Below are 26,059 nucleotides of genomic sequence, written 5' to 3' on the forward strand. Positions count from 1 at the left end.
CGCTAATCTGATTGAGAATGCGGTTCACCAACATGTATATTTTTCATTGATTGAGCAACCAGCCCTAATAAATATTGCTGAATTTGTGGGTCGGCAATTAATTTAGCCATGTCCAGTTCTGAGTTGTTGGCCGGAACCAGAGCCTGCTTCTCATTAAGGCGGAAACAACGAGCAAGCGCGTTTTCGGCTAATGTTTTGAAATCCGCAGCATCCTCGACTAACCATTTTCCATAATGGCGCCTTATCATTGCGGTACTTGTATGCCCCATCTGTTTGGCAATCCATTCGATATTAACACCTGCGGACAACAGTTGACTGGCATAGGTATGTCTAAATTGCGATGGCCCTCGGTAGGCAACCCCCGCAGTGGCACAAAACGGCTCAAAAAAATCCTCTCTGAATTCATCGACGCTGGTGTATTGACGTCGCTTATCCGGATAATAGGCTAATAAAGTCCGGTGCAGTTTGATCCGCGTACGATTGTCAGCACACATGACCGAAATCGCTTTCTCTTTGCGATGCCTAGCATGCTCCAGAAGGGTGCGCAGTGCCTGCACCGCGGGGACAGTCAACTCGACTGTTCGGCAGGAGCTTTTGGTTTTCGGCGTTTTATAGCAACCATCTACCAGGGCCAGATCAACACGCAGTGTGCGTTTATCCAGGTCGATAGCCTCACGGCTAATTGCCAACAATTCGCTGATCCGCAGTCCAGTGGAAATACCAACCTGGATTATTGCTGCACCAATAGGGTTGATATGTTGATGTGCAATAAATAACTGGATCTCTGATTGCAGGAATGGCTGAGGCTCTACCACCTCAAATCGACAATTTTTGACATGACACATCGGATTGATTTTTATAATGCCATCTCGATAGGTCCTGTTAAATACCTGTCGCATAATGTCAATATACTGATTGACCGTGTTCCCTTTGAGGCGTTTTAGCAGTTTGGCAATATACATTTCGATGTCGGTTGCATTAATATCAACCAACTTCTTTTTTCCCCATTTACGGATAAGCTGCCTGGCCTTTCTACACAAAACATCATAGGTTGCGTCTGATACCTGTTGATATTTTATGTTAAGGTGTTCCTCTACTGCGGTTTTGAACGTTTTTTCACGAGGATCTGATTTTAGATTGTTGTTGTTTTTCATGTGCACCCTGTTTTTATTATTATAATTTCGCGCAGGATTACATTCAGCAAAAACCAAGTCAAATAAAAAGTGAAACCTAACAAAAACTAATTTAATGTCAATTTTCAATATATTTGAAATAAATAAATTGTCAAATTAACGACCAGTAACAGCAGAAGCCTGTCACACTATTTTAATGATGAAAATCAACATGTTACTTTGCCAGGCAAGCACGTGAGTGGGTATACGTCACCCACTCAAATGCCTATTTGGCCTGATATTCAAAATTCGACTAAATCGCTGGGGATTGACTCGATTTTTTCTCGCAGCAACGCGATACCTAGTCGCTTGCCGTAGCGCCCAAACGTGAGCCCCTTTTTGCTATGACCCACCAATTCCGCCACGATGTGCTCAGCCACATCGGCCTGTTGCAGCTCATCGATAAAGGTATGCCGCAGCCCGTAAATGGTGGGGCGGCCTTTGCCGATGATACCTGCCTCATTGAAATGACGCTGGAAGCGACACACGAGGTTATGTGACCAATCGTCATCCTTGCCTGACGGTTTGTCATCGAACAGGAACGTCTGCCCTTGGTGGCGACGATGAGACACATAGTCCAGGAATTGGTGCGCAATCAGCGCATGGTGCAGTGGAATTGTGCGATAAGCGTTGCAGGTCTTGAGGGCTTGACCGACTTCACCGGCCTCCACCACCAGACACCAGATGCCGTCTACCTGTTTGATGTTTTGGGTTTTGAGCTGACAAGCCTCGGAGGGCCGCAGTCCGCCATACAGACACAGCAGCGGCACCCACCAATCCTGGATTTTCAGTCTTTTGCCCTTTTGAGCTTGTTTGCTGCGCAGGCTCGCAAACAGTTGGGCCAGTTGAGGGCGCTGCCAGCGGACGCGCTCCTCATCGGCTCGTCGCGTGACGGGTTTCTTACCGGCGGTGAGTCCGTCGAACGGGTTGCGCGCGCAATATTCCAGGGCCACACACCAGCGGAAGAACTGTTTGAGTGCGGCTAAGTAATCCCCTTTGGTTTTGAAACTGAGCTCAGATTTGCGCAATAGGGCATTACGGTACGTCTGTGCCAATGCGGGCGTCACCTCATCGCTTTTGACGCCTTTGGCCCAGGTGACGAAGGCGTTGATCCGAAGTTGGAGCTGGCCCACCGACTTATGCTGGATCCCCTCACTGGTTTTAGTCTCGATGAATCTCGCCAATGCGTGGCTGAGCGTGATCCCACTGCTGGGACAAGCTGAGGCATCAACAGAAGGTTCACGAGGTGTGGAAGGTGTTTGAGGAGGGAGGATGAACCCCGCTGCCTTGAACGCGTCTAGATCGGCGCGGATCCAGCGATAGAAACTGCGGGGAGCCGTATCGGCAGGGGTAGCCGCGATAAGTGCGCGAGTGCGAGCTGCCACAGCCAGGTTTCGGTCTACAGCGAGCTGCCTATCTTTGGTGCAAAGGGAAGTACGGATAGCGAAGGGCAAGCCTCGGTCACGCAAAATCTTGGGCAAGGGAAGCCGAGTGTAGTAGGTGCCGGAGGCATTTTTACTCAGATACATGATTGTTCCACCCAGTTGATCCAGGAAAAAAATCACGTAAGTCTAGAAATGAAAAAACCCGTTGAAATTCAACGGGTTATATTTGGCGGTGAGGGAGGGATTCGAACCCTCGATACGTTGCCGTATACACACTTTCCAGGCGTGCTCCTTCAGCCACTCGGACACCTCACCAAATTTTGGTCTGTTGTTTAACGTGTTCAGCCAACACGATGTTCGTTGCGCCGTTGCGCTGGAACGGGGCGTAATTTAGGGGAAAGCCCCGCCCGCGTCAACGGCTTTTTTTGCAAAACGAATCGTTCGCGGAATTAATGAACAGATTCCGGTGCAACCTGGATTTCCGGCAGGTTGAGGAAGCCGGAACGCTCGCATTCGGATACCAGTTCATGGGTCGCCGCGATCGTGCTCTGCACGAACAAGAGGAACTGCTCGACGCTGAGCCCCGCCTTGGTGAAGACGGTGTGACCGACCACCAGCCGTGGCAAGTTGTCGTCGATGATATCGAGAAACACCTTGAGCGAGGGATACTGCATGTTGAGACGCCCCAGTTCAGCCACCAGCGGCAGCAGTGCCGAGGGACGAACTTCCAGTTCGGATGAAAACAGCAGCCCTTCCTCTTCGACAAAGATCCGGCTCTCCTGAATACCGTCGACGGACTGCAGGGAGACAATATGGATGCCATGGCACTGGTCACACACATAATGCTCGATACGAGCCTGCTGCAACCAACGCATTATCATTTCAGAGCTGGGGATATTCATTATTTCCACGACAAGATTGGGATCGAGGGGCGCAGTCTAAACCAATTTGCCAGCAACCAAAAGCGCACCCGCCCAATCGGCGCGGGGCCGGCTTCTTTTTGGCAAGTGCTATGCATATACTCAGCCCAATCCACGGCCACGCTTGCCCCACAGGGGGCCCTATGACCATCCAAGAAAAATATCGCCTGCATCTGAAATCCCTGTCGGACGAGCTGCTCGCCCTGCAAAAGCCCATCCGCATTCTGGATGCCATCAAGTGGCCACGGCAGATGCAAGAGCGCTTTCTGGCCAGTGGCGGCCGGCAGCTTCCTGCTATCGACAGGCACTTCTACGAGGGGCTTCCCCTCGGCTTTGATCCCCGCAACAAGTATCTGGAGCTAAAAGAGCTCAGGGACCGGATCCGCAGAAAGCTGGGGCCCCAGGACGATCTCGGGCGCATTTTGCAGGAGACAGTCGATCAATACATGGTGGTGATCGAGATGTTGCGCCAGCGCGGGCAACCGGACTTTCTGCGCTACAGCCAGCTGCTCTATGGCTCGGCCAGCGATCACCTGCGCGGGGATCGCAAGACCCTGCGCGAGCTGGGGGAGCGATTGTGCGACATCTTCTCCCTGCCCGGCGCCCGCCATCTGGTGCGCCCCTACCCCAAGGAGTTTGAGGGGGACATCGCGGTTGCCAGGCTGCAGGGCAAGCTCTCAAGTTATTTCAGCGACGGCACCGTGCAGGTCAAGCTGAGCGATGGCATCGTCTCGGACGCCGCCGCTGGCGGGGATTACATCAAGCTCAACTCCCATGCCCGTTTCTCGGAGCTCGATCTGCAGGTACTGGAGGTCCACGAGGGCTGGGTGCACGTCGGTACCACCCTCAACGGCCGTCAGCAACCCTATGCCACCTGGCTGAGCGCCGGCTCCCCCCGCATCACCGCCTGCCAGGAGGGGTTGGCCGTGCTTATCGAGACCCTCACCTTCAGCTCCTTCCCAGATCGGGCCAAGCGCATCTCGGATCGGGTGATGGCCATCGACATGGCCGAGCGGGGAGCCAACTTCCTCGAGGTGTTCCAGCATTTCGTACAACGGGGGGCCAGCGAGCACGACGCCTACAAGATCACCCAGCGGGTGTTTCGCGGCGGCATGGTCGAAGGGGGCGCCTGCTTTACCAAGGATCTCTCCTACGTGCGCGGTTATGTGGAGACGGTCAACTTCATCCGCAGCGCCGTGCTGGAGGGGGTCCCCGAGATCCTGCCCATGCTGTTTGTCGGCAAGGTGACCCTGGATGACATCCCCGTGCTCTACCAGCACTATCTGGAGGGGCTGATCGCCGCCCCCCGCTACCTGCCCCCCATGTTTCGCGATCTCACCGGCCTCTACGTCTGGTTCGGCTTCGCCTCCGGCATGTCGCTGGTGGATATCGGCCGGGTACAGCATCATTTTCGCCAGCTGTTCCACCGCCTGCCGGTGGCCGATCCCATCATAGCGCCGGTGGATATCGAGATTGACTGAGCTCCGGGCAAACAAAAGGGCACCGACATGGCGCCCTTTTGTTGTCAAAGGATCTGCAAGGCGGCGTTACTTGAATGCCCGCCCTTCCAGATAGTGCTTGCGGCACAGTGACACATAGCGATCGTTGCCGCCGATCTCTACCTGCTCGCCATCGCGCATAACCAGCCCAGCCTCACTCACTCGCGAGTTCATGTGGGCCTTGTTGCCGCACCAGCAGATGCTTTTGAGCTCTTCAAACTTGTCCGCCAGGCAGAGCAAATGGTAGGAGCCTGGGAAGAGCTCGCCGCGAAAATCGGTTTTGAGGCCGTAGGCGATGACCGGAATATCCTGCTCATCGACGATGCGCGCCAGCTGATAAACTTGCTCCTTGGTCAGGAACTGGGCCTCGTCGACGATGAAGACATCGATCCGTTTCTCGGCATGGCGCGCCTTGACCATCTCGAACAGATCGCAGGTGTCGCTGAACACCTCCACTTTCAATTCGAGCCCTACCCGGGCGCTGATCACACCCACCCCGAATCGATCGTCGATCGCCGGTGTCATGGCCAGAGGATGCATGCCCCGCTCCAGATAGTTGAAATGCGCCTGGATGAGCTGGGTCGATTTGCCTGAATTCATGGTGGCAAATTTGTAGTGCAATGAAGCCATGTTACTGTTCCGAAACTGAATTGATGGGGCGCATGCTAACCAAAGCCCCAGACAAAACCAAGGGGCCCGCAGGCCCCTTGCACTATTGACGTTACGCGGTGGCAAGCACCGGCCGCGCTTTCGCCTTTCTCAGGTGATAGCTGGTAAAGAGTGCAAACCAGAGAGCACTGATGCTGAAACCGGCCAGGGCGGAGTGCATGAACCCCATGGCCAAGTAACCCAGCGCCGCGCCAAACGCGATGGAAAGAGCATAGGGCAGCTGGGTCATCACGTGATCGATGTGATGGCAACCGGCACCGGTGGCCGACAGGATACTGGTGCTGGAGATGGGCGAGCTGTGATCGCCGAACACAGAACCGGCCAGTACCGCCGCCAGCATCGGCAGCATCAGCGCCGCATCGCTGGCTGCGGCCATGTCGCCGGCCAGCGGCAGCATGATGCCAAAGGTGCCCCAGCTGGTACCGGTGGCAAACGCCATGGCGCAGGAGAGCACGAACACCACGGCAGGCAGCACTTCGACAGGCAGGTTGCCGTTGGCCAGGGAAGCCAGGTACTTGCCGGTCTCCACGTCGCGCACCACGGCGCCGATGGTCCAGGCAAACAGCAGGATGTTGATGGCCGGTAGCATGGCCATTACCCCTTGCGGCGCGGCTTTGATCCAGTTCTTGGCACCGAGCTTGAGGCGCATGGCCAGACCGATGGAGACCACCAGGCTGCACAGGGCACCATACACCAGGGAGGAACCCACGTTGGTGTTCTCGAACGAACCGAGCACGCTGAACGGCAACCCTTGCTCGCTCAACACGGCGGCACCGGAGTCAATCATGAAGTAGATGGTGGCGGCGGTCAGGGTCAGGATCGGCAGCACCATGTCGATCATGCCGCCGTTGCTCTCTTCCGGGCTCTCCATGTCCAAACCGATGGGGCGCCCCTTGGACTCATCCCACAGCTTGCCTTCCAGCGCCCACTCCTCATGCTGGCGCATCGGGCCGATATCGAGCTGGAATGCGATCACCACCAGCACCATCACCAGGGTAAAGACGGCATAGAGGTTCATCGGGATCATCTCGACAAACGCGGCGATGGGGCTCTGCTCGGTCAGACCATGGGCCGCCATAATGCCACCCACCAGGGCGATGATGTAGGCCCCCCAGGAGGAGATGGGCATCAGCACGCACACCGGCGCCGCGGTGGAGTCGAGCAGATAGGCCAGCTTGGCACGGGAGATCTGGAAACGGTCAGTCACCGGACGGCAGATGGCCCCCACAGACAGACTGTGGAAAAAGTCATCGATAAAGAAGGCAAAGACCATCATGCCGGTAAGCGCCTTGGCCCCCTTGCGAGTCTTGGCACGACGTTCGGCCCACTCGGCAAAGGCCCGGGTCGCGCCAGAGACGCTCATCAGGCTGATGAGGCCACCCAGCAGCAGCATGAACAACAACATGTTGATGTTGTCGCTATTGAGGGCACCATCAACCCAGAAAATCTTGAGCACTGTGTTCAGCAGGTAGTGCAGGGAATCGAGCGGTGAAAACTGGTTGAGCAGCAGGCTGCCGGCCAGGATACCGACCCCGAGCGACAGCAGGACGCGGCGGGTCAGGATCGCCAGGGCGACAGCCAATAAGGGGGGAACGACAGACCAACCGGAGTCGGCGAAATGACTAATGTCCATGATCTCTTTGCACCTAAAGATACAGGTGGAGATCTACCGAGAGGATCTAAAGAAACAAAACCCATGGGGAGGTCATACTCCTCAGCCCCTTCAGGTAGCGCTCCATAGTGGATGACTATGGCAGTCCTGCACCTATTAGATGCAGAACCAGCAGCCCGGTATGATGGCCTGGCCACTTCGGCGCTGACTCCTTTCCTTGTGCATCATCGGCATCACCCTCCGCACAAGTAGTCATAGGCAGCGCGCCTCTACTTAAAGGTATTCGCAGGACATTTTATCCAGCCATCAGCTTATAGCAAGTTTTTTGATTAAATAACCACAACAAACACGTCACCAAGCATCAAAAAGGTAGTCAAATGATGCGCTATTGAATTTTTTGGCGCTATTTTCAACTAGTCAGGCGCCATTGATATCCCGTTGAACAATGTCCCAACCACAAATTATTGCTGCCAGCATTATCCGGATAAGGCTCCTGTTATATTTCCACTGCCTTGACATATTTAATTTGAGACGCAAGAATCAGAGTCGACATATATATTTCCTTGTGACGCTACATGGTAAATCCTATGCATGATTTCTTGAAAGTACTGCTTAATATCCGCAGCCTGCGCGCGACTTGCCGCGAGCTATCCCTGGCACAACTGGAAGAGGGCTTGGAAAAACTTTCGATTATCGTAGCCGAACGCCAGCAGGATGAGGCCGCTGAACGTCAGGCTCGCGAAGAGCATCAACGGAAAATTGAAGAATACAGTGAAATGCTCAAAGCGGCCGGTATTGATCCTGCCGACCTGGTCAAAGTTGTCGCAGCCAGCCCGGCCAAATCCGAAAAAACCAAGCGGGCACCCCGTCCTGCCAAATATCGTTATCAGGATAACGGCGTAGAGAAAACCTGGACTGGCCAGGGACGCATGCCATCGGTGATTGCCAATGCCATTGCGGCAGGCCAATCGCTGGAAGATTTCGCTATTTGATGACATGCCATCCAATAAAAAACCTCGCCAAGGCGAGGTTTTTTATTATTTTTCCCATCAGACATTCGAGGGCTGGCGAGCGGCAGCTTTGAGCCACACTACCTCCCCCTTGCCTTCCCGGCTCAAGAGGTAACGGGCGATGGTAAAGAACCAGTCGCTCATCCGGTTCAGATAAGGCAGGATCTCGGGGTTGATGGCCTCTTCCTTGCTCAGGGTCAGCAGCAGCCGTTCACAATGGCGTACCAGGGTTCGCACCACATGGGCCTGGGCTGCAGCGCGCGATCCCCCGGGCAGTATAAATTGACGCAGCGGGGTCAGCTGCTCGCTGTAAGCGTCAATCTGTTGTTCCAGACGGGTAGTCCAGGCGGCATTGACTTGCCAGATGACAGCATTCTGGGCGGCACTGGAAAATGCCAGCTCGCCGCCCAAATCGAATAACTCCTGCTGCAGCAACTGCAAATCGGCCAATAAGGCTGTCTCTTGCGCGGGTACCTCGCAAATCAATACCCCGATATGGGAATTGAGTTCATCGATATAACCATAGGTTTCGACGCGCAAATGATCTTTGGCCAGACGAACACCATCTGCCAGGCGAGTCATGCCCTTGTCACCCTGCCTCGTATATATTCTCATACCGACATCCTGTTAATAATGGGAATAATCATGGACTCCAGCCCGTTTAGCTTGATCTCGTAGGCCAGGGCCAGTGTCTGACCCAATTTACCGGTCGGAAAACCATTGCGGGCCAGCCACACCAGATAAGGTTCCGGAATATCAATGATCCGCCGCCCCTGATATTTGCCATAGGGCATTTTATTGGCCAGCGTCAACAGCACCCGCTCGTCGGACAGCCACTCCATATTAATCGATATCCAGATATTTATGAGTCTGGATAGAGAGTCGCCAATTACGGGCAATACAGGTCGTCATCGCCAACTGGGTGGCCCTGGGTTTCTGGCTGATAGGCTGCAGCGCAATCACCACATCGGTCCGCAGGCGAGCGGTGGCAAGCAACTCATCCAGCTCTTCGATATGGTGTTCGGTAGCCACCGGGTGCTTTATCTCGTTGGCACGCTCCAGCGCTGATACCAGTACGGGCAGCCCCCCTTTCATGCCGATCTTCGGAGACACTGTCACCCAGGTATCGTCATGGGTCTTGATCTCGCTGGTGCCACTGGTTTCGATTTGCACCTGATAACCCGCCGTCAGCAAGGCTGTGGAGAGCTCATGCAGATCATAGAGGCAGGGCTCGCCCCCGGTGATCACCACATGGCGAGCCTGATAGCCAAGTTGCTGAAAACTTGCCAGGATCTCTGCCGTGCTCATCTTGCTCCAGCCATCCGACTCGTTGGAGCAATCCAGCACCGCCTGCACGCCCACTTCACGAGCAGGATCGACCACCCAGGTATGACGGGTATCGCACCAGGGGCATCCCACCGGGCAACCCTGCAGGCGAACGAAAATGGCGGGCAGGCCGGTGAAGACCCCCTCCCCCTGGATGGTCTGGAAAATCTCGTTGATTGGGTAGTGCATCTTGATCACAGCTGGTTGCAAAAGTCGCGGATTATACCTCAAGCACAGGCAAGAGGCAGGTTTACAATCCGGTTTTCTCGCGCAGGCGAGTCGTAACGCCGGCCTTGTCGGCGAGATAGTGGTTCAGCCCGCGGCTGCGCAATTCGCAAGCCGGGCAAGTACCGCACCCATCGCCGGGGATGCCGTTGTAGCAGGTGAGCGTTTGCTGGCGCACCGTCTCCAGATGGCCGTAGTGATCCGCCAGCGCCCAGGTCTCGGCCTTGTCGAGCCACATCAAGGGGGTTTCAAAGCGGATGCCGCGATCCAGCCCCAGGGACACCGCCTGATTGAGCGCCTTGACGAACTCGTCACGGCAATCCGGGTAGCCGGAGAAATCGGTCTCGCACACCCCGGTGATCACCGCCTCGGCTCCCACCTGGTAGGCATAGATGGAAGCCAGGGTCAGAAACAGGATGTTGCGACCCGGCACAAAGGTGTTGGGCAGGCCGTTATCCTGCAGCTCGCCGCTCACCGGAATGTCGTCACGGGTCAGGGCCGAGACGGCCAGTTCGTTGAGTAGCGTCACATCCATCACCTTGTGGGCCGCGACGCCCAGCTGGCTGGCCAGACGACGGGCCGTGTCGATCTCTTCCCGATGGCGCTGACCATAGTCAAACGTGATGGCGTGCACCTCGTCATATCGGGCCAGTGCCTGCACCAGGCAGGTGGTGCTGTCCTGCCCACCGCTGAAAACCACAACTGCTTTTTTCATCTTGATGACTCCTCGGGATATTTAACGACGGCGCCCTTCGGCAAAGGCCAGCCACTGGCTGTTGAGCTGATTGAACAGGGTGAGCAGAGGGGCATAGCGCTCGGGCGTGCCTTCCCATTGGGCGAGGAGGTGATAGCCCACCTCCAGGGTCGACAACGCGTCGGGAAAGGGTTTCTTGCGAATGGCGTACTGGCCTGCCACCGCCTCTAGGCCGATGCGGGGCAGCCGGGCCAGCATGGGGTTGCTCTGCAACATGCGATACGCTTTGCGCCAGGTGCCATCGAGCAGGATAAAAACAACCGACACGGCCGCTCCCGATGCGGATTCGCACTGCTGGCGCAGTTGAGCCAGTGACAACGCCTCCTCATCCGGCCACAACAGATAGCAGCGGCGTGCGGGATCGGCCAGCAACTCATTGAGCCAATCCACTTGCGAAAAATCTTCGCCAACATGCAGCTCAGCGCCTTTGAGAGAGGCCGCCAGCAGGGAAGCCGTGCCCTTGGGATGCGCCACTTCATTGGGGTGTTGCAGGATATAGAGCGGAGTCTGGTTTTCAACCGGCACGATATAATCGCACAGGCACGCTTTAAGGGCCCGGGTACAGCGTGTACAGTATCGACTCTTCTTGTTGTTGGGCTGTGTCATGTTGTCAGAAAAATCCGGATGGCTCTGGGTTATCACGCTCTCTCTCGCCAGCTTGCTGCTCTTTTTTACCGTCCCCAATCTCCAGCTGTCGTTCGACAGGGATCTGATCGCCCGGGGCGAAGGGTGGCGGATCATAACAGGCAATCTGGTTCATACCAATCAATGGCACCTGTTGCTCAACCTGGGTGGACTCACAATCCTGTATAGCCTGTTTCGCGACTACCTGGGGTACGCCAGACTCCCTGTGCTGATGCTGCTGCTCTGGTGCGCCGTCGGATTGGGGATCTGGTGGTTGTGCCCGCAGACCCACTGGTACATGGGGCTATCCGGCTCACTGCATGGTCTGTTTATGTGGGGCGCCATGCAGGATCTGCGGCACGGGCGCCGGATCTCGGGCTGGCTGATGCTGGCAGGAATGGGGATCAAACTGGCGGTGGACTTCTACAATGCCGGCGAGAGCCCGATCGCCACGCTGATCGGTGCCAGGGTGCATATAGAATCCCATCTGATAGGAGCAGGTGCAGGCCTGTTGCTCGGCCTGCACCCGGTATCCATTACGCACTCAACTCGGCATTGATGCTGGCCAGCATGGCTGCCGGATCGGCGGCCTGGGTGATGGGACGGCCGATGACCAGATAATCGGAGCCCGCCTCGACGGCCGCTCGCGGCGTCATCACCCGGCGCTGATCCCCGGCATCGGCGCCGCTTGGGCGGATCCCCGGTGTCACCAGCTTAAAATCCGCCCCCAGCAAGGCTTTCAGCTCATGCGCTTCATTGGCGGAACACACCACACCATCGAGCCCTGCCGCCTTGGTCAACTTGGCCAGGCGGATCACCTGTTCGGCTGGTGTCACATCCAGCCCCATGGGGGCCATGTCGGACTGCTCCATGCTGGTCAGCACGGTCACGCCGATCAACAGCGGCGCCTTGTCACCATAAGGTGCCAGCGCCTCGACGGCGGCACGCATCATACGTTCGCCCCCACTGGCATGCACGTTGACCATCCAGACGCCCAACTCGGCACTGGCGGCCACGGCTTTGGCAACGGTGTTGGGAATATCGTGAAATTTCAGATCCAGAAAGACATCGAACCCCTTGGCCACCAGTTGGCGCACAAACTGCGGGCCAAACAGGGTGAACATCTCCTTGCCCACCTTGAGACGGCACTGGGCCGGAGAGATACGGTCAACGAACGCCAAGGCATCTGCCTCGTGTTGATAATCCAGCGCTACCAGTACTTTGGGATCTAGCATCTCACTTCCTATTAGTTGTTATTCACCCTCCTGGATCGCGTTCATCGCCCTGATCCAGGTTCCGTTTGCTGACATAGATGTGGCGCTCAATTCGCGCCACATCAGATGTTCAATTGCTTCTTTTATTCACCATCCAGGCCCCGTATTGGCTTGATGGAGCCCCACTGGCGGCAGGATGGACACTGCCAGAACAGCGAGTGCGTGGCAAACCCGCACTGGCGACACTTGTGGGTCGATTTAATTTTTATCTGCTCGCCCACCAGTTGCTGCAGCAGCTCGAGGCTCTCCTTGGCGGGCCCCTCCTCCGCACTGGCCAGCTGAAATCCCACCAGCTGATAGAACCCCTTCATGGAGGGATGGCGACGCAGCTGACGCAACACCAGTTCGCGGGCCTGGCTCAGGCCATCGCGCTCCTCCACCAGCTTGGCAAGCGCCAGGGTCACGCTGACACCGGCATGCTCCTCTACCGCCTTCTCGAGGATGGGGATCAGCGCCTGGCTGCGCCCCAGTTGCTGGTAGCACTGCAACAATTTGGGGATGGCTTCGGAGGCAAAATCCATATCCTGTTCAAATACCCGCAGCAGTTCCTTGCTTGCCCGCTCATATTCCCCTTCAGCCATGGCCAGCTCAGCCAGCCGCAGACTGGCGCGGGCACAGGTTGGGTTGATGCCAAGGGCCCGTTTGAATTTAGCCAGCGCCTCCCCTTGATTGCCTTCGCGCAGGGCGTTTTCAGCCTGCTCGCAATAAAAATGGGAGATGGGCTCGGCCAGCTTCTTGCCCTGGAACTGTTGCAGGCGCACCGCCACATCGATGGCCTTGTCCCACTCTCGCAACTGCTGGTGGATAATGAGCAACTGGGCGAGCGCCGTCTCTTCGAAATCGCTGTCTTCACACAGCTCTTTCCAGATGGCTTCCGCGCGATCCAGCAAGCCGGCGGCGAGAAAGTCGCGGGCCAGCTCCTGCAATGCCAGCTGGCGCTGTTCGCGAGTCAACTGGCGGGCGACCAGATTCTGGTGGATCTTGATGGCACGATCGACCTCGCCACGCTGGCGAAACAGGTTGCCGAGGGAGAGGTGAGTTTCGATGGTTTCGCTGTCCACCTCCAGCAGCTGGATAAAGAGATCCACCGCCTTGTCGGATTCATCGGACAGCAAATAATTGAGACCCGCCACGTACTGGCGGGAAAACTGGTTACTCTGTTTTTGGGTGTCCTGGCGAACACTCCTGCGGCCCATGTACCAGCCATAACCGGCAGCGATGGGCAACAGCAGGAAAAGCAGTTCAAGCATTGAGGAGCATTATTCCTTACCCGCTGTACGGGCCAGCTCCAATTCGCGGGATTGACGACGCATGGTGCGATTGAGGGTGCGGTTTTGCATCTTCAAACGCAGGAACAGCAGGCCGAATACCAGCCAACCAAGGAGGAAGCCACCAGCGAAGAAGAACCCGAGCAGCATGGCGAGCGAGAACTCTCCTTGCGCAATCAGGTAGTTGAACTGAACCAGCTGACCGTTTTGTGAACCCAGCGCCAGGGTCAGAATAAAGACCAGCACCAGCGGGATAAGGGCCAAAATACGCTTCATAAGAGCTCCCTGTCAGTATCGAGTGAGAGGCTGATTATCCTTAAAATCACAGGCAGACTCTAGAGTGAATGGGAAAAGAGTTTAAGAAACAAGATGATTGGCACAGGTTCAAAGGCCAAAAACAAAAAAGGCATACTCGAGTATGCCCATTTTTGCATTATTCAATGGTGTTGACGCGCTCGCGCAACTCTTTGCCAGGTTTGAAGTGCGGGACATATTTCCCGGTCAGTTCAACCTTGTCCCCGGTCTTGGGGTTACGGCCCACGCGGGGGGCACGATAGTGCAGTGAAAAACTGCCAAATCCGCGAATTTCAATCCGGTCGCCGTTTTGCAAGGTCGACGCCATTTGTTCAAGGATCTCCTTGATGGCTGCTTCGACATCCTTGGCCGGCATATGCATGCGGCTGGCTGCCAGTTGTTCGATGAGATCTGATTTGGTCATAACGTTAAATCTCCTTCCCCGATCACATGCAATATTCATTTTGCCAGGATAAAAAAGGGCGGCGCAATGCCGCCCTTTTCTTGCATCAAGGATTACTCACCCTTGGCGGCTTTGAACGCTTCAGCCATAGCGTTGCTGAACACAACTTCTTCTTGCTGGTTCAGGTTGTCGATAGCGACACGCTCGTCAGCCTCGTCCTTAGCGCGGACAGACAGGCTTACGGTGCGGTTCTTACGATCAACGCCCATGAATTTGGCTTCAACTTCGTCACCAACAGACAGCACCAGAGTGGCGTCTTCTACGCGGTCACGGGCAGCGTCGGAGGCACGCAGGTAGCCTTCTACGCCGTCAGCCAGTTCGATAACGGCACCTTTGGCATCAACCTCGGTAACCTTACCCTTCACGATAGCACCTTTCTTGTTGTCAGCCAGGTACTTGTTGAACGGGTCTTCTTCGATCTGCTTGACGCCCAGGGAGATGCGCTCACGCTCCGGATCCACTTGCAGAACAACGGCTTCGATCTCGTCGCCCTTCTTGAATTCACGCACGGCTTCTTCGCCCTGGTTGTTCCAGGAGATGTCAGACAGGTGAACCAGACCGTCGATGCCGCCATCCAGACCGATGAAGATACCGAAGTCAGTGATGGACTTGATCTTGCCGGAAACACGGTCGCCTTTGGCGTGAGTTTCGGCAAACAGCTGCCACGGGTTGGACTTGCACTGCTTCAGACCCAGGGAGATACGACGACGCTCTTCGTCGATGTCCAGAACCATCACGTCAACCACGTCGCCAACGTTAACAACTTTGGACGGGTGGATGTTCTTGTTGGTCCAATCCATCTCGGATACGTGTACCAAGCCTTCAACGCCTTCTTCGATTTCAACGAAGCAGCCGTAGTCGGTCAGGTTGGTCACGCGGCCAGACAGACGGGTTGTCTCCGGGTAACGCTTGGCGATAGCAACCCACGGATCTTCGCCCAGCTGCTTCAGACCCAGGGATACACGGGTACGCTCGCGGTCGAACTTCAGAACCTTGACGGAGATCTCGTCGCCAACGTTGACGATTTCGGAAGGATGCTTAACGCGCTTCCACGCCATGTCGGTGATGTGCAGCAGGCCGTCAACACCGCCCAGATCTACGAATGCACCGTAGTCGGTCAGGTTCTTGACGATACCCTTAACTTCTTGACCTTCTTGCAGGTTAGCCAGCAGGCTTTCGCGCTCGGAGGTGTTCTCGGTCTCGATCACGGCACGACGGGAAACAACAACGTTGTTGCGCTTCTGGTCCAGCTTGATGACTTTGAACTCGAGTTCTTTGTTTTCCAGGTGAGCGGTGTCACGGATCGGACGCACGTCAACCAGAGAACCCGGCAGGAAGGCACGGATGCCGTTCAGTTCAACGGTGAAACCACCCTTGACCTTGCCGTTGATGATACCGATAACGGTAGCTTGCTCTTCGTAAGCTTTCTCAAGCTGCAGCCAGGCTTCGTGGCGCTTGGCTTTTTCGCGGGACAGCTTGGTTTCGCCGAAACCATCTTCGATAGAGTCCAGAGCCACGTCAACGGAGTCACCTACGTTGATTTCCAGCTCGCCCATGGCGTTTTTGAATTCTTCAGCCGGGATAGCGGACTCGGATTTCAGACCGGCGTCAACCAGTACGAAACCGTTCTCGATAGCAACGACAGTACCCTTGACGATGGAACCTTGACGGGTTTCAACGGCGTTCAGGGACTCTTCAAAGAGTTGAGCAAAAGATTCGATCATTGTTTATGTCACAAATGAAACATCCACTTGTCATCCAGCACAAGCGGGGTTGTTTTAAATAATCTGCGCCATCCTTGGTGCAGACGACCGGATGTCAGCTTGCGCTGGCATCTCCGAGTTGTTGCTCCGCATAGGCGAGCACTGTTGCCAGCACTTCATCTATGGTCATGGCGGTTGAATCCACCACGAGAGCATCTTCTGCCGGTTTCAGGGGGGCGGTGGCGCGATTTCTATCGCGATCATCACGCTCCCGAATCTCGGTTAAAAGACGCTCAAAGTTAACATCAAAGCCTTTATCTTGCAACTGCTTATAGCGACGTTGGGCCCGTTCTTCGGCGCTGGCGTCGAGGAAAATCTTCACCTCGGCCTCCGGGAAAACCACGGTTCCCATGTCACGGCCATCGGCGATGAGGCCAGGGGCCTGACGAAATGCACGTTGACGACGCAACAAGGCTTCCCGAACCCGCGGGAAGGCTGCGATTTTACTGGCAGCATTGCCAACCTCTTCGGTGCGGATGGTACGGGAGACATCCTCCCCCTCCAGGATCACCTTGACCAGCTCCCCTTCAACCTGAAATTGTACGTCCAGGTGGGCGGCCAGGGGCACCAGCGCAGCTTCACTGTCCAGCTCCACATCATGATGCAAGGCGGCCAGGGACAACACCCGGTAGATGGCACCCGAATCCAGCAAGTGCCAACCCAGCTTCTCGGCGAGCAACTGGCACAAGGTGCCCTTGCCGGCACCACTGGGGCCATCAATTGTCATTACGGGGGCCATCTGAGGCATAACTTCTCTCCTGCACTGTGTTGCGCCCATCCCGAAGGAATGGGTTAATGGGCGCCGATTATACCCAAATGTGCTGCCACTGGCAGTCACCAATACATACAATGGCGCAAAAGCCCGCTCTGCTCCGCCATTTGCCGTCGGTACATTTCATTAATCAATGCAGGGACTTGTTCTTATGGTCGTTCCCGACAAGGCGCGCTAAACTGGCCCCCTTTTTTTGAGCAGTTGTAGTAAGGAGCAACCTATGAGCAGCGTTACCCTCGTGGCCAGATCCAAATTGCCAACCCCTTGGGGCACTTTCACGCTGGTAGGTTTTCAGGAAACCGGCACGGGTAAGGATCACGCCGCCCTGGTCATGGGCGACATCACCGGCACGGAACCCGTTTTGGGCCGGATCCACTCGGAATGCCTGACCGGCGATGCCCTGTTCAGTCTGCGTTGTGATTGCGGCTTCCAGTTGCAGGCTGCCCTCGAGAATATCGCCAAGGCGGGCCGCGGCGTTTTGTTGTATGTGCGTCAGGAAGGGCGTGGCATCGGTCTGCTCAACAAGATCCGTGCCTATCATCTGCAGGATCAGGGGGCCGATACCGTCGAGGCCAACGTGGCCCTGGGCTTTGCCGCCGACATGCGTGATTACACCATCTGTGCCGACATGCTCAAGCTGCTCGAGGTTCAATCTCTCAAGTTGATGACCAACAACCCGCGCAAGATGAAGGCGATGGAGAGTTTTGGCATTCCGGTGGCCGAGCGGGTTCCCCTGCAGGAGGGGCGCAATCCCCACAACGAGTTTTACCTCTCGACCAAGGCCAACAAGCTGGATCACATGCTGAAAAAGTGAGTCTGCTACTTTTCAGCTGATGAAAACGCCTCCCATGAGGCGTTTTTTTATGTCTCCATCACGGCAGTCTGGCGCCATGCCCTTTCTGGCATCCTGCCAGCAGACACCAGGCCAATTTCTCCATGAGCGCATCCCCCACCAGGCCTTGGCAAATCTCGCATCGAGCCCCGGATTAGGACTGGACGTCCTGCGCCCCTGAACGTTCACTCAGCAAAAAGTCCCGCAGGGCACGGTTGGCCATGGAGAGCGGATCCCCACGCCGCCAGGCCACGCAAAGATCGAGGAAGATGGGGGGCTGAAACGACACGCCCCCCAGATCGGCGTCCTCTTCCAGCACCATTCGCAGGAAGGTGGTCACCGCAAAACCCTGGCGCACTACTGCCTTGAGCAGGGGGATCAGGTTGCTCTCAAAAGCGATATTGGGCTCGACACCCAGGGTCTGGGCCAAGGCCTCCATATGCTCCCTGTGGTAAAAACCGCGGCGAAACAGGGCCAGCTCCTGCTGGAAGAACTGTTCGAGCGTCACCCCGGGCGCGCCGTGGAGCGGGTGTTCCTCCCCTACCACCATCAGCATCTCCTCGGTCAACAGGTGAGCCCCCTCGATGGCGGGAGGCAGATCGCTGGTGATGAGGATGGCCAGATCCAGGGTACCGTCCACCATGCGGCTAAGCAGCTCGCGGGTTCCCGCCTCCTCCACCCGGATCTTGAGCCCGGGATAGCGGTGCTTGAAGGCCATCAACCTCGGCGGAAAGTAGTAGGAACCCATCATGTAGGGAATGCCGATCCGCACCTCCCCCCGCTCCAACCCTTTTAGCTCGGCCATCTCCGCCTCGGCCTGATGCATCTGCAACAGCAGTCGCTCGGCATGGCGGCAGAGCACCTCCCCCTCCGGGGTGAGGCGCACCGCCCGATCCTGCCTGTCGAACAGACGCAGCTCCAGTTGTTGCTCCAACTTGGCGATGGCCATGCTGATGGCAGGCTGCGCAACATGCAGCCCGCTGGCCGCCTTGGTGAATGAACCGGCATCCCTGACCGCCAGCAGATAAGTGAGCTGTTTCAAATCCATATCAATTCATCTTATGAGACAGATAACTTAAATATATTATATTTATGTGTCATGGCGCTCTACCCTGATGAAAAGTTGTCAGGACATTGCAAGCATGATCGAAGTTGGAAGTCGCGAATGGATACGCGCCACCCTGGCGCTCAGCCTGGGGTCTTTTCTGGTCTTTCTCAATCTCTACCAGACCCATCCCCTGTTGCCGCTGATCGCCGAGGTGTTCTCGGTCAACTCTCTCTCGGCCAGCTGGACTCTGGCTGGCTGCACCGCCGGGCTGGCCGCCTCCCTGCTCCTGTGCGCCAGACTGGCCGATCGTCATGGCCGTCGCCAGGTGATGCTGGGCACCCTTACGCTGGCGGTTCTGCTCTCCCTGCTCATTCCACTGGTCGAGCAATTTGAAGCCCTGCTGCTGCTGCGGATCCTGCAGGGCGCCCTGTTGGCGGGTCTGCCCGCCACAGCCATCGCCTACATGGGCGAGGAGTTCAGCAAGCGGGCGCTGCTCTCGGCGGTCGGGGTCTATATCGCCGCCAACTCCCTCGGGGGGATCGCGGGTCGGGTGGTCGGTGGCTTGCTGGCTGGCTGGTTTGGCGACTGGCAGCACACCTTCCTCGGTATTGGCGCGATCAGCCTTGCCTTGCTGCCTCTGGTGTTCTGGCTGCTGCCTCATCAAACGCGCTTTGTCGCGGCTTCCCCAGTGCCGGGCCAGTTTGCCCACGCCTTGCAACAACATCTGAGCAATCCGCTGCTGGTGGGCGCCTATCTGATTGGCGGGCTCAACTTCATGGTCTTTCTGAACCAGTTCAGCTATCTCACCTTCCTGCTGGCAGCCCCTCCATTCTCCCTGCCGACCCAGTGGCTTGGCATGCTGTTTCTGACCTACCTCTCCGGCACCGTCGCCTCCTCCTTGAGCGGGCGCTGCGCCAATCGCTGGGGAGCCCAGCGCATGTTGCTGGCGGGGATTGCCCTGATGGCGCTGGGGAGTATCTGCCTGCTGCTGGGCACCCTTTCCGGGATCCTCTCCGCCCTGCTTGTCTCCAGCTTCGGTTTTTTCCTGGCTCACGCCTGCGCCAGCGCCTGGGTGGGTCAACACGTCGAGCACAACCGGGCGCTCGCCTCCTCCCTCTATCTTGTGACCTACTATCTGGGGGCCAGCCTCGGGGGGCTCTACCTCCACCCGTTCTGGGAACAAGGCAGGCTCGGGGGCCTGGTGGTGGGGATCGAGCTGGTGCTCTGCCTGACGGCAGGCCTGGGGATCTGGTTGGGGCGCCTGAAACAGCGCCATGAAAAGATGTTCCATCTCCCCTCCTCCCACCATTGATTGGATAAAGGAACTGGGAGCCTTGGGTCCCTTATCGGGAGTGAAAGATCACTGGCGCAGGCAGGGAGAAGGAGGATACCGGGATCACATCAGTCATTGGTAATGAGAAAGCCCGGAAAAGCAAAAAGCCCGACCATCAGGTCGGGCTTTGCAATTTGGCGGTGAGGGAGGGATTCGAACCCTCGATACGTTGCCGTATACACACTTTCCAGGCGTGCTCCTTCAGCCACTCGGACACCTCACCAAATTTTGGTCTGTTGTTTAACGTGTTCAGCCAACACCTTGTTCGTTGCGCCGTTGCGCTGGAACGGGGCGTAATGTACGGGATACGCAGGCATTTGGTCAATGCAATTTTTTACTTTTTGCGTTCGTTCGCTTGATAGTCGAACAAAATGACCAAAAACATGCCATTTTGTATCCCTTTTACTCAATTTTCCGCCGCTTCGTGCAAGTGTTCCCCTTTGAGGGCCTCTTCCAGCGAACCGTAGAATTCCAGCTTGCCGGGCTGAGGACGCACCTTGGCACGGGCCAGGGTCTTGAGCGGCTGGAACTGCAGCTCGGCGACACGCACCTCGACCCCGGCGGTGGCCATCTGCTTGCCAAAGTGCAGGAAGGCCGACAGCCCGCCCGCATCCAGGATGGAGACCGCCTCCATCTGCAACACCAGCAGACGATGCCCCTTCACCTGGGCTTCCAGCTCACCAAAGACCCGCTCGGCCGCAGCGAAGAAGAGCGGGCCGTTGATCTTGTAGACCAGGCTGTTATCCGGCAGCTCCTTGGCATAGCGCTTATGCTCGGCCAAATCGTGCAAACGGGTCATCTTGGCGATCTCGCGCATAAAGAGCAGGGAAGCCAGGATCACCCCGAAGGTAATGGCAATCACCATGTCGAAGATGACGGTGAGCGACAGACAGACCAGCAGCACCAGCACATCGGATTTGGGGGCACGGCGCACCAGCTCCACCACCTTGTGAGCTTCGCTCATGTTCCAGGCGACGATGAGCAGCAGCGCGGCCATGGCCGACAGCGGTAACCAGGAGAGCCAGGGCGCCAGCACCAGAATGGCCGCCAGCACCACCAGGGCATGGACGATGCCGGAAACAGGCGAGGTCGCTCCCGCCCGTACGTTGGCGGCAGAGCGGGCGATGGCGGCAGTGGCGGTGATACCGCCAAAGAAGGGCGCCAGTATATTGCCAAGCCCCTGCCCCACCAGTTCGGCGTTGGAGCTGTGCTTGCGACCTGTCATACCATCCAGCACCACGGCGCAAAGCAGGGATTCAATGGCCCCCAGCATCGCCATGGAAAACGCAGCCGGCAGCAGGCGCTCGATGGCGGCAAGGTTCCATTCGACAGGAGCACCATCCGGTCCGGGCAGGGCCCATGGCATCACCAGGCTCGGCGCGATGGGCGGGATCCCCATCCCCTGGGTCCCGTCGGCCAGGGTATAACTGAACTTGCTGCCGATGGTGGCCACATCCACCCCGAACTGATGCAGGCCAAAACCCAGGCCCACCCCCACCAGCACGGCAGGCAGATGGCCCGGCACTGGCAGGCGCAGTCGCGGCCAGAGCAGCAGTACCGCCAGGGTCGCGACCCCGACGAGGGTGTCACCCCACTGCCAGCTGGGCAGGGCATGTACCAGCGCCTCCACCTTGCCGACATAGGTTTCCGGCATCTCGGCCACGTGCAGGCCGAAGAAATCCTTGATCTGCAGGGTCGCAATCACGATGGCGATACCACCGGTAAAGCCCAGAGTCACTGAGGGGGGGATGTATTCGATAAGGCGGCCGAGCCGCGCCATCCCCATGGCCAGCAGGAAAAAACCGGAGAGCAGGGTCGCCATCAACAGGCCACCCACGCCAAATTGTTGGGCCACCGGATAGAGGATCACCACAAAAGCGGCGGTCGGCCCCGAGATGGAGTAACGGGAGCCACCGGTTACCGCGATCACGATACCGGCGATAATGGCGGTGTAGAGGCCATGTTGTGGCGGCACGCCACTGGCAATCGCCAGCGCCATGGCCAGCGGAATGGCAATAATGCCCACGGTAATGCCGGCGATCAAATCGCGGCCAAAACGGGCAACACTATAGGGTTCATCGATACAGGATTGGCGTAAAGCAACGGCCAGCTTCACGCTATTCAAAGGTGCTTGCTTGTGCATGTATATCGTAATACCAGAAGAGGGAGATAAAGGCCGGATAAATCCGGCGCCCGATCATCATCAAGGGCCGGCAGAACTGTCGACGCGGCGATGGTATCCTGCGTAACCTTACTCCTGCCGCGCCGTTTTTTCGATGGTCAGGATCAATGAATGACACACTCGCCCACCATTTGGCCCATTCGCCACCAAATCCCCGATATTTATCCGGACTCCAGCCCTGTTAACCGCAAAGATTGCCATTTGAGACATCACATCAATTTTGCACGTTCGCAGCCGATAAAGGGAAGTTGCCCTCATCAGCACACCCCCTCTAGTCCCTCTTTGTGACCAGTGAAGCAAGTGCAAGAGACTGATTGTGTTCAAAATAAGCGGCAAAGACCAAGTTTTGGGCAAACAGGTCGAAAATCCGTTTTTAACAAAGATCGCGGGTTGACACCCGCCACCCTGGCCATTAATATCCGCCCCGTCTCAACGAGACAGGCAATTCCTCCTTAGTTCAGTCGGTAGAACGGCGGACTGTTAATCCGTATGTCACTGGTTCAAGTCCAGTAGGAGGAGCCAATTCCCCCGTAGTTCAGTCGGTAGAACGGCGGACTGTTAATCCGTATGTCACAAGTTCGAGTCTTGTCGGGGGAGCCACATTCGAAAGCCCAGCCTTATGGCTGGGCTTTTTCGTATATCTCTCTTCATTGTTTCAAGTTGAGCCAGCTATCCCTCGTCGCTTGCTCTGCCGCATTCCCCTCGCAGTGAACGATCCACTCTCCCTGTTTTCTATCAACTCAAATTCGACTAACAATTACTCCGGTCCCTATCCGGTCAGCTCAGCTGGGTGAATTGTTCATGACCTAGCCCCAACCAGAAACCATCCCCTCCCCTGACGTAAATACCCCCAGAAAAGCTCTCCGGTCACAGCTTCCGGTCTTTCTGCTGAGAGACCATGGGGATGGTCAGACCGGAGCAGGCGACTCTGGCGTACAGATAACGCGGATTGAAAGATGGAGACGCTCAGGAGGGACAAGGGAAGAGGAATGGTTAGCGGTAAGGCCGGAGCAGCCTCTGGGGCATATCCGGTCGCGAGATTCACTACCACACAGCACCGCATTTATGACAAAATAATCAATTATCACATCTGATTAAATTTGGTGGTGGGAATGGAACAACAAATCTTAGGTTTTTTTGAGGCCAGTGACTTTCTAGAGCATGAAGTTCTCAGGCCTTTATCCCATATTCGCCCAGGATGGGAGCTATTTGTCGACCCGACAACAGGTAGATATAAAGATGAGGAGGGCACATTTGCTTGGCTCTTCAATCATTTGATCAAAAGAATTTCCAAGAGCACACCTCCAGATAAGTACCACGATTCAGAAGACCGTCTCGCCGAGCATGTGCAGACAAGTCTCAACTGGAAAATTTCAAAGCATCATGGTACCTGGCGTAATGCTGCAGGCCATCGTCTTGCCCCAAATGATTACCTAGTAACCTTGGAACAAGGTGGTTTTAAGATTGATGGCATAGAAGACTTGATAGCTGCTGCTTCTGGACGTGTACATGCAGCTCTTCAATACGGCCAAAGGCACTTCGATGATATGGAAAGGGGGCACCAAGTCATTCTTGCGGGGGTTCTTGCAGCAATCCTTTATCACTGGGACCCCATAGAGCCCGAGATTAGAAAATTAGAAGTCTAAGGGGCCTCTTCAGTTCAAATAGCCCAGAATACTACTACAGTAGGCCGTTGCACGATTCGCATTGATTTTAGCCTAATGTATCGCGTCGATGCCGACGAGGTGGCGGGTCGTCACGCCGACGCGACCGTCGGCAAATTTCACGCAAGATCTCCAGTAATCCCCCCTTCCCCAACCCACCCTGCTATCTCTGTCAGAACTGTCTCCTTTGGGTATCCCATGTTTTGAATGAAACCCAAAGTATGGCAAACTGCCTGCTCACAAAAACCTTTGCGTTTAAAAGGAGTTGTTTGCATGGCGACCAAGAGTATTGGCGAGCTGACCCAGGATGAGTTCTTGAGAATACTAGGCCCAGATCAAGGTAGTTCTAGGGATGGTAGCCGTGTTGCCGTTGGCCGCTCGATCAGAGGGACATCCATATGAACAGAGAAGTCAATTGGTATCCATTGTCAGTCGTAAACATATAAACATTGCATATTTCAGAGTAATAAAATGAACTTATCAAACAATCAGAAAGAAATAATTAACTTAATCACAGACAGCATCCACTACCAATTAAAAAAGATAGATTTTTTGCTTAAAATAAAAAAATAAAAAAATAAAAAAATAAAAACTAAAAACTAAAAACTAAAAACCACAATTACTATGTACACCGTTCCATAGGAAGGGATGGCCGTGAAAGTATGTCTAGTCAAAATGACTACACAATGCAATTTACAACTGATGCACTACTTAATGCATTTTCATCATTAGTCGATTATTATTTTGCCCACTTTAATTTACGTCTTGGCGCCAATATAGAAAAAATTAAGAACATCCAACACAACAGAATGGACAATAGCTTTCTCAGACACTCATACCGTCCCATAAAAAATATTAGTTCCATAGAGAAACTTATTGAGGATGTAAAACGGACTGAAGTGAATGGAATACAAATATCAGAGCTATTTAAAAATGAAAAAAACATTTGCATGATGTAAGACAGTGTATATATTTACATGCTATATGCAAACAACTGAATAACGCCGGAATAAAAATTGACGAAAAATGCCTGTCCTTACAAAAAAACAGTTGTGGAGAAATAATTTTTTGCGTGGATGAACGAGTTCGTAAGTACTATGAATATATGGAACGTTCCTTTTGTAAAAAAATAGATGATTTTGGTGCTGGACCAAGCATATATTTAGATCTAAATGCATACTTAAAGCATAACTCCATACCTTATATCAGCATAGCTGCAGAACCCATTGAATGCAATAGAGAAATAGCATATACATGTTTCGAAATACCTAAATGCTCTACTGAATTACTGCGAAAAGGTGGTATTTTATCAATAGTGGCAAATGCAGACTTTGACACGCTGCACAGCTTTCTTACCACAAAAGATAAAGACGATTCTAATTTCAAGTCCTGTGGCCTTACCGATATAAAAAACTTATTTACCTTAGACAAGAAAAATGGTGTTTTAAGCCATGGCAATAATAAACTATACTTTTCGTCGACCAAGTTTTATTTATTAAAACCAGAGAGGCAACACTAATTGATTCAAATAAATGCTTTGAAGGTAAAATAACAGACATCAGTGGCTATATTGATGCATATATAAAACGATTTTTAGCAGACATATAATTTCAATGCCACGAGGACTACCCTCACTGTATTGAAAATTATTGTTAAAACTTAAGCCAATCTCGATTAGTGTTGAGGTAGATTCTTACTTTTCTCTCAGGACAAAACTCGCGTCGACGTATACGAGGCGTCGGGCCGTCACGTCGACGCGATCGCCGGAAAACTTGGTCAACTTAACCCACTTTTTTGATAGTGAAATAATTCTATAAGACGCGAACTATCCTAGTTGGTTGACACGACAGAGTGTCATGGGTAGCCCGATACCGTCTAAGCACTCGCAACCAAGCAAGCCTCCGCATATGCTAATTCTTGGGTAACTTCCTCTGCACGTTTTTGTAGCATAACGGCGTTGTTGCCCAAAT

25 protein-coding genes, 4 tRNA genes and 1 riboswitch are annotated in these 26,059 nt (G+C 55.0%); of the genes, 9 read left to right on the top strand and 20 right to left on the bottom strand.

Annotated features, from left to right (window positions below):
- Positions 1 to 2: 2 nt before the first annotated feature.
- The 4 genes from BN1123_RS20265 to BN1123_RS20280 form a co-directional block, all read right to left on the bottom strand.
- Positions 3 to 1,154 (bottom strand): tyrosine-type recombinase/integrase, encoded by a 1,152-nt coding sequence (locus BN1123_RS20265; protein WP_042029254.1) that lies wholly within the window; start codon positions 1,152 to 1,154, stop codon positions 3 to 5.
- 260 nt (positions 1,155 to 1,414) lie between these two features.
- Positions 1,415 to 2,701, bottom strand: coding sequence for a tyrosine-type recombinase/integrase (locus BN1123_RS20270; protein WP_224212386.1), 1,287 nt, complete (start codon positions 2,699 to 2,701; stop codon positions 1,415 to 1,417).
- An 83-nt stretch (positions 2,702 to 2,784) separates the two neighbouring features.
- Positions 2,785 to 2,872 (bottom strand) — tRNA-Ser (locus BN1123_RS20275).
- Positions 2,873 to 3,006: 134 nt separating this feature from the next.
- Positions 3,007 to 3,432 carry a type III secretion system chaperone family protein gene (locus BN1123_RS20280; protein WP_042029255.1) on the bottom strand — a complete coding sequence of 142 codons (426 nt, stop codon included), beginning with the start codon at positions 3,430 to 3,432 and terminating at the stop codon, positions 3,007 to 3,009.
- Between the two features lie 188 nt (positions 3,433 to 3,620).
- Here BN1123_RS20280 and BN1123_RS20285 point away from each other — a divergent pair, with 188 nt between their 5' ends.
- Positions 3,621 to 4,958 carry a flavohemoglobin expression-modulating QEGLA motif protein gene (locus BN1123_RS20285; protein ID WP_042029256.1) on the top strand — a complete coding sequence of 446 codons (1,338 nt, stop codon included), beginning with the start codon at positions 3,621 to 3,623 and terminating at the stop codon, positions 4,956 to 4,958.
- Between the two features lie 66 nt (positions 4,959 to 5,024).
- Here BN1123_RS20285 and BN1123_RS20290 read toward each other — a convergent pair whose 3' ends face one another.
- Positions 5,025 to 5,606 (bottom strand): thymidine kinase, encoded by a 582-nt coding sequence (locus tag BN1123_RS20290; RefSeq protein ID WP_026457233.1) that lies wholly within the window; start codon positions 5,604 to 5,606, stop codon positions 5,025 to 5,027.
- A 91-nt stretch (positions 5,607 to 5,697) separates the two neighbouring features.
- Positions 5,698 to 7,278, bottom strand: a complete 1,581-nt coding sequence (locus BN1123_RS20295; RefSeq protein WP_042029257.1) for a Na+/H+ antiporter NhaC family protein — start codon at positions 7,276 to 7,278, stop codon at positions 5,698 to 5,700.
- 87 nt (positions 7,279 to 7,365) lie between these two features.
- Positions 7,366 to 7,537, bottom strand: a riboswitch (Lysine riboswitch).
- Positions 7,538 to 7,844: 307 nt separating this feature from the next.
- On the opposite strand from BN1123_RS20295, the gene BN1123_RS20300 reads away from it, so the two are divergent.
- Positions 7,845 to 8,249: an H-NS family histone-like protein gene (locus BN1123_RS20300; protein ID WP_042029258.1), complete on the top strand. Its 405-nt coding sequence runs from the start codon at positions 7,845 to 7,847 to the stop codon at positions 8,247 to 8,249.
- Positions 8,250 to 8,306: 57 nt separating this feature from the next.
- On the opposite strand, the gene BN1123_RS20305 is transcribed toward BN1123_RS20300, so the two are convergent.
- The 5 genes from BN1123_RS20305 to BN1123_RS20325 form a co-directional block, all read right to left on the bottom strand.
- Positions 8,307 to 8,882: a cob(I)yrinic acid a,c-diamide adenosyltransferase gene (locus BN1123_RS20305; RefSeq protein ID WP_042029259.1), complete on the bottom strand. Its 576-nt coding sequence runs from the start codon at positions 8,880 to 8,882 to the stop codon at positions 8,307 to 8,309.
- The gene (locus BN1123_RS20310; RefSeq protein WP_042029260.1) at positions 8,879 to 9,109 is read right to left on the bottom strand and encodes a DUF3820 family protein; all 231 of its coding nucleotides are present in this window, start codon (positions 9,107 to 9,109) and stop codon (positions 8,879 to 8,881) included. Before BN1123_RS20310 ends, BN1123_RS20305 begins: the two co-directional genes overlap by 4 nt.
- Before the next feature lies 1 nt (position 9,110).
- The gene (gene queE / locus BN1123_RS20315) at positions 9,111 to 9,782 is read right to left on the bottom strand and encodes a 7-carboxy-7-deazaguanine synthase QueE (RefSeq protein ID WP_042029284.1); all 672 of its coding nucleotides are present in this window, start codon (positions 9,780 to 9,782) and stop codon (positions 9,111 to 9,113) included.
- Positions 9,783 to 9,843: 61 nt separating this feature from the next.
- Positions 9,844 to 10,533 (bottom strand): 7-cyano-7-deazaguanine synthase QueC, encoded by a 690-nt coding sequence (gene queC, locus BN1123_RS20320; RefSeq protein ID WP_042029261.1) that lies wholly within the window; start codon positions 10,531 to 10,533, stop codon positions 9,844 to 9,846.
- A 21-nt stretch (positions 10,534 to 10,554) separates the two neighbouring features.
- Positions 10,555 to 11,178, bottom strand: a complete 624-nt coding sequence (locus BN1123_RS20325; protein WP_042029262.1) for a tRNA-uridine aminocarboxypropyltransferase — start codon at positions 11,176 to 11,178, stop codon at positions 10,555 to 10,557.
- Here BN1123_RS20325 and rrtA point away from each other — a divergent pair.
- On the top strand, positions 11,177 to 11,755 hold the full coding sequence (gene rrtA, locus BN1123_RS20330; protein ID WP_042029263.1) for a rhombosortase: 579 nt from the start codon (positions 11,177 to 11,179) through the stop codon (positions 11,753 to 11,755). The two genes, BN1123_RS20325 and rrtA, sit on opposite strands and share 2 nt — an antisense overlap.
- On the opposite strand, the gene pyrF is transcribed toward rrtA, so the two are convergent.
- The 6 genes from pyrF to cmk all read right to left on the bottom strand — a co-directional run bounded on the left by pyrF (position 11,733) and on the right by cmk (position 17,006).
- A complete protein-coding gene (pyrF, locus tag BN1123_RS20335) occupies positions 11,733 to 12,431 on the bottom strand; it encodes an orotidine-5'-phosphate decarboxylase (protein WP_042029264.1) in 699 nt (232 codons plus the stop codon). The two genes, rrtA and pyrF, sit on opposite strands and share 23 nt — an antisense overlap.
- 122 nt (positions 12,432 to 12,553) lie before the next feature.
- Positions 12,554 to 13,720, bottom strand: a complete 1,167-nt coding sequence (gene lapB, locus BN1123_RS20340; protein ID WP_042029265.1) for a lipopolysaccharide assembly protein LapB — start codon at positions 13,718 to 13,720, stop codon at positions 12,554 to 12,556.
- Positions 13,721 to 13,729: 9 nt separating this feature from the next.
- Positions 13,730 to 14,014 carry a LapA family protein gene (locus BN1123_RS20345; protein WP_026457385.1) on the bottom strand — a complete coding sequence of 95 codons (285 nt, stop codon included), beginning with the start codon at positions 14,012 to 14,014 and terminating at the stop codon, positions 13,730 to 13,732.
- 157 nt (positions 14,015 to 14,171) lie between these two features.
- A complete protein-coding gene (gene ihfB, locus BN1123_RS20350) occupies positions 14,172 to 14,456 on the bottom strand; it encodes an integration host factor subunit beta (protein ID WP_026457386.1) in 285 nt (94 codons plus the stop codon).
- 92 nt (positions 14,457 to 14,548) lie between these two features.
- Positions 14,549 to 16,219 carry a 30S ribosomal protein S1 gene (rpsA, locus tag BN1123_RS20355; protein ID WP_026457387.1) on the bottom strand — a complete coding sequence of 557 codons (1,671 nt, stop codon included), beginning with the start codon at positions 16,217 to 16,219 and terminating at the stop codon, positions 14,549 to 14,551.
- Between the two features lie 94 nt (positions 16,220 to 16,313).
- A complete protein-coding gene (cmk, locus tag BN1123_RS20360) occupies positions 16,314 to 17,006 on the bottom strand; it encodes a (d)CMP kinase (RefSeq protein WP_042029266.1) in 693 nt (230 codons plus the stop codon).
- 244 nt (positions 17,007 to 17,250) lie between these two features.
- On the opposite strand from cmk, the gene ribA reads away from it, so the two are divergent.
- Complete coding sequence (gene ribA / locus BN1123_RS20365; protein ID WP_042029267.1) at positions 17,251 to 17,844, top strand: GTP cyclohydrolase II; 594 nt, start codon at positions 17,251 to 17,253, stop codon at positions 17,842 to 17,844.
- A 172-nt stretch (positions 17,845 to 18,016) separates the two neighbouring features.
- Here the strand turns inward: ribA and BN1123_RS20370 are convergent, their stop codons facing one another.
- Positions 18,017 to 18,910 (bottom strand): LysR family transcriptional regulator, encoded by an 894-nt coding sequence (locus BN1123_RS20370; protein WP_042029268.1) that lies wholly within the window; start codon positions 18,908 to 18,910, stop codon positions 18,017 to 18,019.
- 94 nt (positions 18,911 to 19,004) lie between these two features.
- On the opposite strand from BN1123_RS20370, the gene BN1123_RS20375 reads away from it, so the two are divergent.
- Entirely contained in the window at positions 19,005 to 20,222 is a 1,218-nt protein-coding gene (locus BN1123_RS20375) for an MFS transporter (RefSeq protein ID WP_042029269.1), read from the top strand.
- Between the two features lie 156 nt (positions 20,223 to 20,378).
- Here the strand turns inward: BN1123_RS20375 and BN1123_RS20380 are convergent.
- Positions 20,379 to 20,466, bottom strand: a tRNA-Ser gene (locus tag BN1123_RS20380).
- A gap of 183 nt (positions 20,467 to 20,649) precedes the next feature.
- Positions 20,650 to 22,386, bottom strand: a complete 1,737-nt coding sequence (dauA, locus tag BN1123_RS20385) for a C4-dicarboxylic acid transporter DauA (protein ID WP_042029270.1) — start codon at positions 22,384 to 22,386, stop codon at positions 20,650 to 20,652.
- Between the two features lie 485 nt (positions 22,387 to 22,871).
- On the opposite strand from dauA, the gene BN1123_RS20390 reads away from it, so the two are divergent.
- The 4 genes from BN1123_RS20390 (at position 22,872) to BN1123_RS21585 (ending at position 25,608) form a co-directional block, all read left to right on the top strand.
- Positions 22,872 to 22,947: transfer RNA gene (locus BN1123_RS20390), tRNA-Asn, on the top strand.
- Between the two features lie 2 nt (positions 22,948 to 22,949).
- Positions 22,950 to 23,025: transfer RNA gene (locus BN1123_RS20395), tRNA-Asn, on the top strand.
- Positions 23,026 to 23,537: 512 nt separating this feature from the next.
- A complete protein-coding gene (locus BN1123_RS20400; RefSeq protein WP_042029271.1) occupies positions 23,538 to 24,071 on the top strand; it encodes a hypothetical protein in 534 nt (177 codons plus the stop codon).
- A 964-nt stretch (positions 24,072 to 25,035) separates the two neighbouring features.
- Positions 25,036 to 25,608: a hypothetical protein gene (locus BN1123_RS21585; RefSeq protein WP_156130769.1), complete on the top strand. Its 573-nt coding sequence runs from the start codon at positions 25,036 to 25,038 to the stop codon at positions 25,606 to 25,608.
- Positions 25,609 to 26,059: the final 451 nt, after the last annotated feature.

The sequence above is a fragment of the Aeromonas enteropelogenes genome, from assembly GCF_000819845.1.
GTDB lineage: Bacteria > Pseudomonadota > Gammaproteobacteria > Enterobacterales > Aeromonadaceae > Aeromonas > Aeromonas enteropelogenes.